This window comes from Parasphingomonas zepuensis, from assembly GCF_036663735.1.
Taxonomy (GTDB): domain Bacteria; phylum Pseudomonadota; class Alphaproteobacteria; order Sphingomonadales; family Sphingomonadaceae; genus Sphingomonas.
The window spans coordinates 293229-307103 of record NZ_JAXOJO010000004.1 but is presented as its reverse complement, the minus strand read 5'-3'; the positions used below and the strand labels follow the sequence as shown (position 1 = coordinate 307103).

Annotated in this window: 9 protein-coding genes; 6 read left to right on the top strand and 3 right to left on the bottom strand. The window is 65.5% G+C overall.

Features of this window, described 5'->3' with window-relative positions; translation table 11 throughout:
* Positions 1–47 precede the first annotated feature (47 nt).
* Together U1769_RS16585 and U1769_RS16580 are read left to right on the top strand one after the other, a co-directional pair.
* Positions 48–1319 (top strand): MFS transporter, encoded by a 1272-nt coding sequence (locus tag U1769_RS16585; RefSeq protein WP_332718167.1) that lies wholly within the window; start codon positions 48–50, stop codon positions 1317–1319.
* On the top strand, positions 1316–2947 hold the full coding sequence (locus tag U1769_RS16580; protein WP_332718165.1) for a glycoside hydrolase family 43 protein: 1632 nt from the start codon (positions 1316–1318) through the stop codon (positions 2945–2947). Before U1769_RS16585 ends, U1769_RS16580 begins: the two co-directional genes overlap by 4 nt.
* Before the next feature lie 153 nt (positions 2948–3100).
* Here U1769_RS16580 and U1769_RS16575 read toward each other — a convergent pair whose 3' ends face one another.
* Together U1769_RS16575 and U1769_RS16570 are read right to left on the bottom strand one after the other, a co-directional pair.
* Complete coding sequence (locus U1769_RS16575) at positions 3101–4138, bottom strand: serine hydrolase domain-containing protein (protein ID WP_332718163.1); 1038 nt, start codon at positions 4136–4138, stop codon at positions 3101–3103.
* Positions 4138–4890, bottom strand: coding sequence for a GntR family transcriptional regulator (locus U1769_RS16570; protein WP_332718161.1), 753 nt, complete (start codon positions 4888–4890; stop codon positions 4138–4140). The genes U1769_RS16575 and U1769_RS16570 overlap by 1 nt, the downstream gene beginning before the upstream one ends.
* Positions 4891–5084: 194 nt before the next feature.
* Here U1769_RS16570 and U1769_RS16565 point away from each other — a divergent pair, with 194 nt between their 5' ends.
* The 3 genes from U1769_RS16565 to U1769_RS16555 are packed head-to-tail and all read left to right on the top strand — an operon-like array spanning position 5085 to position 10114.
* Positions 5085–7448 carry a TonB-dependent receptor gene (locus tag U1769_RS16565; RefSeq protein ID WP_332718160.1) on the top strand — a complete coding sequence of 788 codons (2364 nt, stop codon included), beginning with the start codon at positions 5085–5087 and terminating at the stop codon, positions 7446–7448.
* A 34-nt stretch (positions 7449–7482) separates the two neighbouring features.
* Positions 7483–8796: an MFS transporter gene (locus tag U1769_RS16560; RefSeq protein ID WP_332718159.1), complete on the top strand. Its 1314-nt coding sequence runs from the start codon at positions 7483–7485 to the stop codon at positions 8794–8796.
* Positions 8797–8827: 31 nt separating this feature from the next.
* Positions 8828–10114, top strand: a complete 1287-nt coding sequence (locus U1769_RS16555) for a hypothetical protein (RefSeq protein WP_332718158.1) — start codon at positions 8828–8830, stop codon at positions 10112–10114.
* A gap of 25 nt (positions 10115–10139) precedes the next feature.
* Here U1769_RS16555 and U1769_RS16550 read toward each other — a convergent pair whose 3' ends face one another.
* Positions 10140–12464, bottom strand: a complete 2325-nt coding sequence (locus U1769_RS16550; protein WP_332718157.1) for a TonB-dependent receptor — start codon at positions 12462–12464, stop codon at positions 10140–10142.
* A 437-nt stretch (positions 12465–12901) separates the two neighbouring features.
* Here U1769_RS16550 and U1769_RS16545 point away from each other — a divergent pair, with 437 nt between their 5' ends.
* Positions 12902–13861 (top strand): aldo/keto reductase, encoded by a 960-nt coding sequence (locus U1769_RS16545; RefSeq protein ID WP_332718155.1) that lies wholly within the window; start codon positions 12902–12904, stop codon positions 13859–13861.
* Positions 13862–13875 lie beyond the last annotated feature (14 nt).

Genomic DNA, 13875 nt, shown 5'->3' with positions numbered 1-13875 from the left:
CGCGATCGCGCCGGGGGGAACGGTGCACGACGCTGGGAGGACGAGTGATGCGGCTGAGACGGGGCATGAAGATTCGCTGGTGGATCATCGGGCTGGTGATGGTCGGCACGATCCTCAACTATCTCACCCGCAGCATCATGGGCGTCGCGGCACCGACCGCGATGACCGAACTGCACATCAGCACTGAGCAATATAGCTGGATCACCGGCGGCTTTCAGCTCGGCATCATGCTGCAACCGGTCGCCGGATATATCCTCGATCTGATCGGGCTGAAGACCGGCCTCGCGCTGTTCGCGGCGGCCTGGGGCATCATCACCATGGGCCATGCGCTGGCGACCGGCTGGGTCAGCCTGGCCGGGCTACGCGCCCTGCTCGGCTTCGCCGAGGGGACGGCGCATCCCGGCGCGCTCAAGGTCATCTCGGAATGGTTTCCGGCGCGCGAGCGCGGCTTTGCCGGCGGCGTCTACAATATCGGGGCGTCGCTGGGCTCGGTGCTGGCGCCGCTGCTGGTCGCCGGGGCAGTGCTGGTGTGGGACTGGCGCGGCGCGTTCATCGTGGCCGGAATCTTCGCGCTGATCTGGGCCGCCTGCTGGCGCCGCCTCTATCATTCGCCCGAAACCCACCCGACGGTCTCGCCCGAAGAGCGCGCCGAGATCCTGTCCGGCCAGGAATCCTATCTCCGCGCTCAGGCGGACAAGCCGCCGCTCGGCCAGCTGCTGCGCAACCGCAACCTGTGGGGCATCGCCCTGCCCCGCTTCCTCGCCGATCCGACCTGGGGCACGCTCACCCTGTGGATGCCGCTCTATCTGACGACGGTGCGGCATTTCGATCTGGCGCAGATCGCGATGTTCGCCGGCCTGCCCTTCATCGCCGCCGATCTCGGCTGCCTGTTCGGGCCGGCGGTGGTGCTATGGCTGCAACGACGCGGCGTGACGCTGATCAACGCGCGGCGCGGCGCCTATACGCTTGGCGCCGTGCTGATGACCGGCATGATGTTCGTCGGCGAGGTCGAAAGCGCGGCGGCGGCGGTCGCTTTGCTCTGCCTCGGCGGCTTCGCCCACCAGACCTTGTCGGTCACCTGCATCACCATGGCGTCCGATCTGTTCCCGCGCAACGAAGTCGGCACTGCGGCCGGCATCGCCGGGACGATGGCCAATCTCGGCGTGCTGCTGTTCACGCTGGCGATGGGCCGGTTCGTCGAGCAGATCGGCTATGGCCCGTTCTTCATCGCGCTCGGCGTGCTCGATCTGTTTGCGGCCGCCGTGATGTGGATATTGGTGCGCGCGCCCGCACCCGAAAAGGAGCCTGAGCCCGCATGATCCGCAATCCCATCCTGCGCGGTTTCAATCCCGATCCGTCGATCGTCCGCGTCGGCGCCGATTATTATATCGCGACCTCTACCTTCGAATGGTTTCCCGGCGTTCAGATCCACCATTCGCGCGATCTCGCGAACTGGACGCTCGTCGCCCGCCCACTGGTCCGGGCGAGCCAGCTCGACATGCGCGGCGATCCGGACAGCTGCGGCGTCTGGGCCCCCTGCCTCACCCATGACGGTGATCGCTTCCACCTGATCTACACCGATGTGAAGCGCTACGGCCGCACCACCACCGGCGGCGCATCGGGCGCATCGCTGCGCGATTTCCACAATTATCTTGTGACCAGCGACACGATCGATGGGGACTGGTCGGACCCCGTCTATCTCAACAGCAGCGGCTTCGATCCGTCGCTGTTCCATGACGACGATGGCCGCAAATATCTGCTTAACATGCTGTGGGATCACCGCCCGGGCCGCAACCGCTTCGGCGGGATCGTGCTGCAGGAATATGCGCCCGAGGCCGGGGCGCTGATCGGCGCGCCGCACATGATCTTCGCGGGCACGCCGCTCGGCCTGACCGAAGCGCCGCATCTCTACCGGCGCGGCGACTATTATTACCTCATCACGGCGGAGGGTGGCACCGCCTGGAACCATGCCGTGACGATGGCGCGCTCGCGGACCCTGACCGGACCCTACGAGCTGCATCCCGACATCTACATTCTCAGCGCGCGCGACCGCCCCGATGCGCCGTTGCAGCGCGCCGGCCATGCCGATCTGGTCGAGACGCCGGAGGGCGAGCCCTGGATGGTCTATCTCTGCGGCCGGCCTTTGCCCAATCGCGGCCGCTGCGTGATGGGCCGCGAAACCGCGATCCAGCCGATGCGCTGGGCGGACGACGGCTGGCTCTACACCGCCAGCGGCGACAGCATCCCGGTGCTTGAGATGCCCGGACTGGAACCCGTAACGGGGGTGCCAACTACGCCGGGACGCGCGGATTTCGACGATAGCGCGCTACCGATCGACTTCCAGTGGCTCCGCTCGCCCGAACCCGAAAGTCTGTTCAGCCTGAGCGAGCGGCCCGGCCATCTGCGCCTCTATGGCCGCGAGACGCTGGGCAGCCTGTTCGAGCAGGCGCTGGTCGCGCGGCGGCAACAAGCCTTCTGCTATTCGGCGACGACTCTACTGGAATTTGCGCCGGACAGCTTCCAGCAGGCAGCCGGGCTGATCTGCTATTATAACGGCTCGAAATATCATTATCTCTTCGTCACCGCGGGCGAGGATGGCGGACGCCAGATCCAGGTCATGTCGGCGCTGCCCGATTCCCCGCAGGGCGACGCCTTTTCACAGATCCATTCGATCCCGGCCGAGGGCCGGATCGAATTACGCGCCGAGGTCGATTACGAACGCCTGCGCTTCGCCTTCCGCCTCGAAGGCGACGCCGGCTGGACGTTGCTGCGCGAGCAATTCGACGCCAGCATCCTCTCCGACGAAGCCAGCGCCCCCGGACTGCCCAACTTCACCGGGGCGTTCGTTGGCATGGCCTGCCAGGACACTTCCGGTCGGCGCCTGCCGGCGGATTTCGACTGGTTCGACTATCGCGAGCGCGACTATCTCGCGACCCCGCATGGCTGAACCATCCTGATCTTCTTCATCTCTCTGCTCCCCGGCGAAGGCCGGGGCCCAGTCGGGGGACGATCATGAAGAGGCGTTACGCGTAGTTATTGCAACCTTTCCAACTGAGCCCGGGCCTTCGCCGGGGAACGATAGCAAGCGGCCGTACCGCCCTCAGCTAATGACCTTCAGCAACAACAGCCAGAAATGCTGATCGAAGTCCTTGTCCGGCGCCGCCGCGCCAGTCCGAACGACGATCAACCCGCGGCTCGGCACGACATATAGCCGCCGGTCGAACGCACCGAGAGCCGCCACGGTATCGCGCGGCGCGGCAGCGATCAGCGGGCCTTCGGCGCGCGCACCGCCTGCGCGTATCGAAAAACCGCCGTTGTTCAGCCACCACAGCCGGCCATAGGAGGGATTGGTCGGGGCGGGTTCGAACAAAAGGTCGAGATTCTTCTCGGACACCACGCGCTTGCCGGTGGCCCCGACGCCGCGACCAAGCACGATCCTGCCGAACCGGGCGACGTCGCGCGGCGTCGTCACCAGGCCGGTCTGATTGCCGACCGACGCCAGAGCGCCGGGTCTTTTGCGCCACGCCGTGTCGGTCATGCCCGCTGGCACCGTCAGCCAGTCGCGCGTGAGCGTATCGAGGGGCATCCCCGCGGCCGCCTCCAGAACCCGCTTGGTAATGGCGTAGACGGGCGTGTTGTAGAAGAACACCGATCCGGCCGGTGCCGTATAACGGAACGCTTCGTCGAGGCCGCTGCTCATCCGCAGCACGTCGTCGACCCGGATTTTCGCCTCCTGGTCCGGCGTGGCTTTCGACCAGCCGGCGCCGAGATACGCGGAAACCGGCTTGTTCAGATCGATCAGCCCCTTGTCGAGCGCGATCGCCACCAGCACGGCAACGAAGCTCTTCTGTTGAGAGGCGACGTCTTCCAGCAGCGCCCCATCCGGCGCCGGGCCATAGACGAACAGCTGAAACTGGCGATCGTCCTGTGGCGCCGGCCAGGACTTTTCGACAAGCGTCTTGCCCTTCTGGATGACCAGCAGTCCGGTGCTTTTCTGGCCGCCCAGATACTCCAGCAGCGCGCCTTTCGCGTCGTTGGAAACCGTCGCAGTCTCGGCGGCGGCGGCCGGCGCGCCATCGAGCGCGCCGTAGCCAGCGAGGAGACACAGGGCCGCTACAAGGCTTCGGTATCTGGACATCATGCCCTCCCGCGATTTGCGGTTCTGCCGGGGGCAGGCCTTGCCGCCGGCGGGGATGCGTCTTCGCGCACGCGCGATCCGTGCGCCAGCATGATCCGCGCGACCTCCCCCTGCATGTAATACAGGATGTCGCGCGCCGCCTGACTGGCTTCGTTCGCGTCTCGCCTGACGAGTGCCTCACGGACCCGGCGCCAATGGTCAAAAGGCCCCGGCCCACTGTCGAGCGCCAGCGCAGCATAGGAAAAATGGAACCGGGTCTTGCGGCGGATGGCCTCGATCATGCGCTGCGCGTCCACGCTGGCGAATCCAGCCATCTGGCTGAAGATCGCTTCGCTGGTGGCAATCAATTGTTCCGCCGGCTTTTTGGCAGCCGTATCGTCGAACAGGCCATCGATATCGCGCAGGATCTGTTGAATGGCGGCGTCCGATCCGCGCAGACAGGCAAAGCGTGCCGCCAGCCCGTACAGCGCCGCGCGCACCTCGTAGAGGTCGAACACTTCTTCCACCGACGTTCCCATCACACGAGCACCGCGGTTTTCCTCGATTTCGACAAGACCGTCGTCAGCGAGAATACGCAGGGCGCGCCGGACGATGGATCGGCCAACGCCGAACTCGCTGCACAATCGCGCCTCTCGCAGCCACTCGCCCGGGGCAAGATCGCTTCGTTGAATCCGCGTCCGTACGTCATTTGCCACCATCTCCGCATCGACCGCTGTGGCGGCGGAGGCTTCGATGTTCGCTGTTGCGCTCAAAATTCCATTCCTCGCCCCTCCACGGCCGCCCTGTTCGCAAGGTGGCTCGCGTTGTCACCTTAAGCAGGCCATCGCGGGACGACAAGCATTGTCGGCCAATGCGCAATTATTGTCGTACAATCACGTTGACATTGATCGTCAATTTTCAGATGTCCACCCTGAGAGCCGCAAAAATGCGTGCCATGGGAGGATGTATGCGAGACCTTCTTGTCCCTACCGCCATATTATCCTGCGTCGTCGCGACGCCGAGCTTCGCGCGATCGCCGGCGACTCAGGCTGACCAGTCCGCGCCAACCGCAGGCGCGGAATCGCAGGCGTCACCGGGCGACGGCGAAGTGGTGGTGACTGCGCGTCGGCGGGAAGAAAGCATCCGCGACATTCCGGGGACGATCAACGCGCTGTCGAACGAACAGCTTCAGGCGAAGGGCCCGGTCCAGGGCGTCGGCGATCTTCTGAAAAGCGTGCCTGGCGTTCGCTTCAACGGGGTCGGCGCGGAGAATCTTTCCGAAGTGTCGATCCGTGGATCGGGCACGCAGCGCGCCACCGGCGCTGACTCCGGCATCGGTCTGTTCGTCAACGGCGCCTATGTCGGCAGCCAGACGCTGGGCGGCCGCAATTTCAAGACGCTCGACTATTTCGACATCGATCGTGTCGAAGTGCTGGAGGGCCCGCAAGGCGCGCTTTACGGGCGAAATTCGGAATTCGGCACGATCAATCTGGTGCTCGCAAAGCCCCGGTTCGAAAGTTCGGGCTATGCGCGGGGCACCTACACTTTCGGCCTGCGCCAGGGCCGTCTTGCGGCGGTCGTGAACGAGGCGCTGGGCGAGAACGACGCGATCCGGATCGGTGGCGAAGTCTATGGCCAGAGCAAGGGCTTCTATTACGATCCCAACAACAATCGCTATTACGACAACACCAGCGGCTGGCTCGGGCGAATCCAGGGTCGGCATCGTGCCGGCGACCTTGACGTAACATTGCTGCTGGATGCGCAGGATCTCCGCCTGCCGAGCTTTGTGAACAGCATCGAGGTCCAGCCGGGCACCAATCCGCAGATCCCGCTCGGCCTGGTGCAGGATCGCTTCATCGTGCCGCACGATGGCCGCGACGGGCTCCAGCAGAATGTGGTGCGCGCAATGCTCCTCGCCACCTATGATCTGGGCTGGGCGAGCCTTGAATCGACCAGCATGGCGACGCGGTGGCGGTCGCAGCAGCAATTCGCCGCTACCAATGACTTTGCGACTCTGGTTGCCTTGCGGCAGGCCGGGCAGATCGGCGCCTACCCCTTCAACCAGACGACCACCGACGTGACGGATCGCACCTTGTATCAAGATCTGCACCTGACGGGAAAAACGGGCGCGTTTACCTGGACGGTCGGCGGCGAGGCGTTGCGGCAGCGGGATTTCTACGTTCGGACGGTCGCCACCTCACCCTGCGCGTTCACGCTGAACGCCGCGGTATGCGCCGGCACTCCCACTCAGCCGGTCTGCCTGAAGCCGTTGCCGACATCGACGGATTGTCCCACGCCATTCCCCTCTGCGTTCGGTGTCGAGAGCCAGACCAGGCAGCGGATCAACTCGCTGGCAGGCTATGCGTCCTTGCAGGTCGATCTCGGCAACTTCGCCTTCACCGGCGAAGGCCGCATCACCCGCGATCGCAAGTCGGCCACTGAAACCGCCTATCGCCTCTACACCACGACGTTGTCGCGGCCGGTGACGACGAACCGGTTCAAGGCATCGCAGCCGGCCTGGACGCTTACCGCCGCCTGGAAATCGCCGGATGCGTCGGGCACGTTGCTCTATGCCAAGGTCGGCACGGGCTATCGCGCCGGCGGCGTCAACCTCGGCACGTTCAACGCGGCGGCGCCCAACCCGTTCGCGCCGGTATATGGCATCGAAGACACGATCGGTTACGAACTCGGCGTCAAATCGAACATCACGTCGAACATCTTCGTGCGCATGTCGGCCTACAAGTCGCGAACGGACAACGCGATCACGAGCATCAGTGACGGCTGCGCTGTGACGAACGCGTGCGGCACGGCCGCCCAGGCCTTCAACGTCAACGGCGGAACGATCCACGCCAAGGGCCTGGAGGCAGGGGCAGATGGCCGGTTCCGGATTGGCGAGGGCACGCTGTCGCTAAATCTGAACGCCGCGACTCAAAAGGCCATTTTCGCGAAAGTGCCGGCCGGCGTCGGCGGCCTCCCCGTGCCGCGTTCGGACGTCGCGCAGATCCCGGACTGGACCATGTCGGCGACGGTGGATTTCCGTCAGCCCATCACGGTCAGGGTGACGGGCTTTGCCAATTTGAACTATTCCGGCCAGCGCGGTGGGGCGCAGGACACGACCACCCTTGCCACCCCGCGGATCGATCTCGAGGATTTCGATCTGCTCGGCGCGCGCGCCGGGGTCGAGTTCGGCGGCGTCCAGCTGGCCGGCTTCGTCAAGAACCTCACCAATCAGGGCATCCGGGTGCTGCAATTCCAGCAATCCGGCTTCCCGCTTTCGGCACGGTGGAATGCGCCGCGGACCTACGGCATCACGGCGTCCTATCGGTGGTAGCACGCGGTCCGCTGACGCGAGGAAAGGACTGAACGTGGCGACGAGCGAGCAAGCACCGTCCCCGCCGACCATGCGGGTCGCCATGCTGGCCTCGGCCAGCGCGGCGGTGGAATGGTACGACTTCTTCCTGTACGGGACGGCCGCCGCGCTCGTCTTTCCGAAACTGTTCTTTCCCGCCGATCTGCCCCCCTTCGTGGCGCAGATCGCGGCATTCAGCACCTTCAGCGTCGGTTTCATCGCGCGCCCGGTCGGCGCCTCCCTATTCGGCCATTTCGGCGATCTGCATGGGCGCAAGCGCGCGCTGGTGCTGGCCATCATGATGATGGGCATTTCGACGACGCTGATCGGCTTCCTGCCGACCTATGCGACGATGGGGAGCTTTGCGCCGCTCCTGCTGGTCATCCTGCGCTTCGTGCAGGGCATGGCGGTGGGCGGGCAATGGGGCGGCGCGGCGCTGCTCGCGCTGGAGAGCGCCCCCGCTCATCGCCGCGGATTCTACAGCAGCTTTGTGCAGGTTGGCGTGCCGATCGGGGTGGTCCTCGCCAATGCCGTGTTCCTGCTGGTCAGCGCGGCGACGACGGCGGATCAGTTCATGATCTGGGGCTGGCGCATCGGCTTCCTGCTGAGCGCCGTGCTGATCGTCATCGGCCTCTATATGCATTGGCACGTGGAGGAGCCGGACATGCCGGATCCAATCGTCGCCGAGGCCGTCGATGCACCGCCGCGAACGCTCTCGCCGCTGCTCATCGTCATCCGTGACCATTGGCGCACCATCCTGCTCGCCGGCGGCGCCTTCGTTGCCAACAATGTCTGTTTCTATATCGCGATCACCTACGTCATCGCATATGGCACCGCGACGGTGGGCGTCGCACGAGAGGTCCTGCTGTTCGCCGTCATGGCCAGCAGTGTCCTGATGATCCCGTGGCTGATCGGATGCGGCGCGCTTTCGGATCGCTTTGGCCGACGGGGCATCTTCATGATCGGCGCGATCTTGTCGGGATTATGGGCCTTTGCCCTGTTTCCGCTGATCGAAACCGGAGCGCCGGCCAATATCTTGATCGCGATCTGCGTCATGATGCTGTTCATCAGCATGATGTACGGCCCACAGGCGGCGTTGTTCGCCGAGCTTTTTCCCAGGCATCTGCGCTATTCGGGCGCCTCCCTGGGGTATCAGATCGGATCGGTGTTCGGCGGCGGCTTCGCGCCCATCATCGCGACGGGGCTGTATGCGCGATATGCATCGAGCACGCCGATCGCCCTCTATCTGGCAGCGGCCTGCGCCGTTTCTCTGCTGAGCATCATTCTGCTTGGGAGACCTCGCGGCGCCTATGATAGCGAGGCTTACTGAAACCGCGGCACATTCGACGAGAGGAACAGAGATGCTCAAGACCACCCGGCGCGGCTTTCTGGCAGCCAGTGCCGTCCTGCCCGGAAGTGTCTCGGCAGCGGTCGGTCCGACGCGACCGGAGGACAGGGTAGCCGCCGACCTGCAAGCCTATATCGGGTTCGGGCACAAGCAGGCGGGCGGTGCCGGCGATATGCAATGCGGCGCCTGGCTGGGCAGCGAACTCGAAAAGCTGGGGTTCAAGGTCGAGCGGCAGAGCTTCTCGGCCCCGTTTTTCGAACCCTCGCAGTGCACCCTGTCGTGCGGCGACGCCAAGGCCACGCTCTGGCCGCAGCCGATCGTCGTGCAGACCGGTCCCTCCGGCGTCACCGGGCCGCTGGTGCGGATCGACCGGTTCGGCCAGGCCGACGCGTCGCTGGCCGGCGCGATCGCGCTGCTCGATCTTCCCCATGGGCGCTGGTCGAGCGCCACCGCCAAGCCAATCCGCGAACCGATCGCCGCTGCCTTCAAGGCCGGCGCCCGGGGTGTCGTCGTCATCACGAACGGCCCCACCGGGAAGATCATCGCGCTCAACGCGGATGGCCGCAAGCCGATGTTCGACGGCCCGGTCGCGGTGCTGGCGCCGGACGACGCAAAGCCATTCCTCGCCGCCGCGTTGCGGCATGATCTCGCAACCTTCGTCCTCCAGGGGTCCGATGGCCGCCGACCGGCCTATAATCTGGTCGGCCGGATCGACCGCGGCAAACCACGCTGGCTGGTCGTTTCGACCCCGCGGTCCGGTTGGTACGGCTGCGCCGGCGAGCGCGGGCCGGGAGTCGCGATCTGGCTGTGGCTCGCCCGCTGGGCAAGCGCGGCGGTACGGGATCACAACCTCGCCTTCGTCTGCAACAGCGGTCACGAATATGAATATCTCGGCGCGGCGGAGGCCCTCAAGGAGATTGCGCCGAAGCCGGCCGACACGCATTTCTGGCTGCATCTGGGCGCCGGCATCGCGGCGCGGGACTGGCATGAATTGCCGGGCAATTGGAATCCGTTGCCCAGCGTGGATCCCCAGCGCTTTCTCTCGCTCAGCCGGCCGCTGCTCCCGCTCGCGCGCCGGGTGTTCGCCGGCCACCCCGGCTACGAAGCGCCCTATGCGAGCGACGCTCTGGCGGCCGGCGAACTCGTCGAGATCATCGCGGCAGGATATCAGAATGTGGCGGGCGTCTTCGGGTCCCACCGCTATCATCACGTTGCAGATGATGACGAACGCTGCGTCTCGGCGGACAGCGTCAGCACGACGGCGGCGGCCTTCCAGCGGTTCGTAGAACAGATCCTGTAGCGGCCCGTAACGCTCGCCACGCCGATCAGAACGTCACCCGCAGCGTCGCCCCGGCCGTGCGCGGCGCGCCGAGTTGGCCCGCATAAGCGAAGGTCGACGCACCGACGATCGCGCTGGTCGACAGGTTCTGGAAGTATTTCTTGTCGAACGCGTTGTTGATCCAGGCCGACAGATCGTACCGGCCGCTCCCGAACGCCGCGCCGATCCGGAAATTCGCCAGGGCATAGCCCGGGATGCGGCTATAGGGCCCGGCATCGGCCGTGCCGAACACGCTGGATCGGTAGCTGACCTGCGCCAGCGCATAGGGCCGCACGCCGCCGGACAGCTCGATATGATAATCGATCGTGCCGTTGGCGACCCATTCCGGCGCCTGGAACAGCCGCTTTCCGGTCAGGTCGCACACCCCGGTCACCCCGACCGGGCACGGGGCATTGTTATACCGCTTATAGGTCGCGTCATTGTACGAACCGTTCGCGCTGAGCGTCAGGGTGTCGGTGGCGCGGAGCGAGGCGTCGATCTCCACGCCGCGCGAACGGACGTCGCCGACATTGGCGAGATAGGAGCGGTTGCCGTTGGTCGGCACGATATTGGCCTGCAGGCCCGACAGGTCGGTCGAGAAAGCGCTCAGGTTGAGCGTCAGGCGCCGCTCGAACAGCTGGCTCTTCAGGCCCAATTCCCAGTTCTTCACCTTCTCGGGCGACAAAACCAGCGGCGTGCCCGCCGTAACGGCCGAGTTGAGGTTCAGGCCCGATCCCTTGTAGCCGGTCGAGTAGGACGCATAGGCCAGGATATCGTCGGCCAGCTTGTACGAAGCGCTGGCCAGCCACGAGACGTTGTTGTCCTTCACCGAGACATCGTAGTGGAACGGGATCGAGGTCGGGCCATAGGGCGTGCCGACGGTCGAGGTATCCGATCGGCCCCAGCGCTTGTCGTGCGTGTAGCGGATGCCGCCCGTCACGGTCAGCCGGTCGGTGACCGAGAAATTCGCCTGGCCGAACACCGCGATGCTGTCGACGGTGGTGCGCACGTCATCGAGATATTGCGATCCCGGTGCGATGGTGATCGCGGCCGCCGCCGGGTTCGCGAGCCGGGCATAAGTGGTGTAGAAGGCGCTCGCGTCATAGCCGAACTGGTTGAGGATGAAGTGATCCTTGAGCAGCTGGTGGAACAGATAGCCGCCAACCTGCCAGTTGAAGCGCCCGGGCTGCGAGGCGATGCGGACTTCCTGCGAGAACTGGTCGTCCTTGGTCTGCGCGACATTGACCTGGATGATGTCGAGCGGGGTGCCGTCGCTGTCCTGCAGCGGGTTGAAATGCCAGTAGCGCCAGGCCGAGATCGACGTGACCGTGGCGAACCCGAGATCCCAGTCGGCCTGGAGCGAGACGCCCTTCTGGTCGGTCTTCATGTTCTGGATCGCGTTGTTCTGGGTATAATCGAGGCTGCGCGCCGGCACATAGCCGAGCGTCGCCAGCGCCTGCAGCGTGCGCCCGGTCGCCGCGCTCAGATTGGCCGGCAGCACCAGCTTGGTCGCGCTGACGCAGCAGGTATCGTCCTCGATCGAATAGTCGGCGGACAGCCGCAGCGTCAGGTTGCTCGCCGGAGTCGCCAGCAACTGGAGCCGCGCGCCGGTGCGGCCGATGCTGTTGGCGTCCACCCCGGTCTTGATATTGTCGAGCACGCCGTCGCGGTGGGTGTTGAAGCCGGTGACGCGGAAGGCCAGCAGGCCGTCGATCAGCGGCCCGGTCACGCTGATCCGTTCCTGATTGTAGCTGTAGGTGCCGGCCGAGAGCTCGGCGGTGGCGCCGAAGGTGAATTCGGGCTTGCGCGTGGTGATGTTGAGCACGCCGGCCGAATTGTTGCGCCCGAACAAGGTGCCCTGCGGCCCGCGCAGCACTTCGACCCGGTCGACATCGATCAGGTCGGACAAGGCCATGCCCGGGCGCCCGAGATAGACATTGTCGATATAGACGCCGACCGAGGTATCGAGCCCGTCCGAGGCCGACGAGACGCCGATCCCGCGAATGCCGATCGAGGAGTTGCGCGGGTTCGAATTATAGGCGGTGAGGCTCGGCGTCTGGAACTGGACGTCGCTCAGCGTATAGCCGCCATTGCGCTCGAGCGAGGCGCCGGTCAGCACCGACAGCGCGATCGGCACGTCCTGCGCGCGCTCGGCCTGGCGCCGCGCGGTCACCGTGACATCCGGCCCGACATCGTCCGTGTCGGCTGGATCTGCGGCGGTCGCGGCCGCGCTCCCCTTTCCCTCGGACGGGTGCGCCAGGGCCGGCTGAGCGGCCAGCAGCGCGCCCGCGACGGTCGTCAGGAGCAGCGTGCGGCGATGGGGATTCTTCATGGGCCTGTCCTTGTGTCGAATGATCTCGTGCGATCGCCGGACGGCCCTCTCCAGCCCGCCCGCCAACGGGGCGGCCGCCTTCTCGAAACACCAGCAAATGCGCGGTTTTTTCCGGTGCGGCGCGGACCCCCTGATCTGCACGGAAAAGGTCCAGCCAAATTCCCACTGAGTCAATGGGAATTAAGTCTAGCCGGACGGATAGATTTTCTACAGGCCGTCCGAAACCGCCTGGCGATCTGCTCTCCAACCATCTGAATAACCGAACCTTTCGCACACCCGAGCTGATGATCCTACGCGCGCGAGGCTCCACCGACCCATCAATCTAATTCCTACTAGATAAGTATGGATTCTACCTGCCCGGATAGTTTTTCTACGTTCTCCCGTGTACGGAAACTGGCGCAGTCTCCGGCCATCGCCAGATCGTCAGGAGCTACAGAATGCCCGAACTCGGAAATCTCCATGTCAGCCGCCAGGGCTTCGGCTCGATGGGGCTGTCGCACACCTATGGACAGGCCGACGACGCGAGCTCGATCCGCACGCTCCACCGCGCGATCGATCTGGGCATCACCTTCTTCGATACGGCGACCGGCTATGGCAACGGCCACAACGAGACGCTGCTCGGCCAGGCCATCGCCCGCAAGCGCGCCCCGCTCGTACTGGCCAGCAAGTTCGTGCACCGCCCGAACGGCGGCGGCGCCGAGGTCGTGCCGGTCAGCCCACGCGATGCGGTCGAGGCCAGCCTGAAACGGCTCAACGTCAACTTCATCGATCTCTATTATCTCCACCGGGTCGATCCCGACATTCCGATCGAGGAGTCGGTGGGCGAACTCGGCCGGCTGGTCGACGAGGGCAAGATCGGCGGCGTCGGCGTGTCCGAGGCAAGCGCCGACGGCATCCGCCGCGCCAATGCGACCTTCCCCCTCACCGCCCTGCAAAGCGAATATTCGCTGTGGACCCGCGATGTGGAGGTCGAGATCCTGCCCACCGTGCGGGAGCTCGGCATCGGCTTCGTCGCCTATAGCCCGCTCGGCCGCGGCTTCCTGGCCGGCGCCGAGATCACCGATCCGGACGATCGTCGGCACATCCACCCGCGCTTCCAGCCCGACGCCATCGCCGCGAACAGCCGCCGCCGCGCGGCGATCGAGCAAGTCGCCGGGACGCTCGGCGCCAGCGTCGCGCAGGTCAGCCTCGCCTGGGTGCTGTCGAAGAACGTCGTGCCCATCCCCGGCACCCGCCACATCGAGCATCTCGAATCGAACTGGGCCGCAAATGAGCTGGTGCTCGACGCCGCGTCGATCGCCGCGCTGGAAGCCGCCTTCCCGCGCGGTGCCACCACTGGTGCGCGCTATCCCGCCGAGAGCCTCAGGCTGGTGCCGCCCGAGCCCGTCGCCGCCTGATCGTCATCGTCCGA

Excerpts from the sequence above, each read along its gene's own strand:
- U1769_RS16585 (WP_332718167.1), top strand. The coding sequence starts at position 48 with ATGCGGCTGAGACGGGGCATGAAGATTCGCTGGTGGATCATCGGGCTG.
- U1769_RS16580 (WP_332718165.1), top strand. The coding sequence starts at position 1,316 with ATGATCCGCAATCCCATCCTGCGCGGTTTCAATCCCGATCCGTCGATC.
- U1769_RS16575 (WP_332718163.1), bottom strand. The coding sequence starts at position 4,138 with ATGTCCAGATACCGAAGCCTTGTAGCGGCCCTGTGTCTCCTCGCTGGC.
- U1769_RS16565 (WP_332718160.1), top strand. The coding sequence starts at position 5,085 with ATGCGAGACCTTCTTGTCCCTACCGCCATATTATCCTGCGTCGTCGCG.
- U1769_RS16555 (WP_332718158.1), top strand. The coding sequence starts at position 8,828 with ATGCTCAAGACCACCCGGCGCGGCTTTCTGGCAGCCAGTGCCGTCCTG.
- U1769_RS16550 (WP_332718157.1), bottom strand. The coding sequence starts at position 12,464 with ATGAAGAATCCCCATCGCCGCACGCTGCTCCTGACGACCGTCGCGGGC.
- U1769_RS16545 (WP_332718155.1), top strand. The coding sequence starts at position 12,902 with ATGCCCGAACTCGGAAATCTCCATGTCAGCCGCCAGGGCTTCGGCTCG.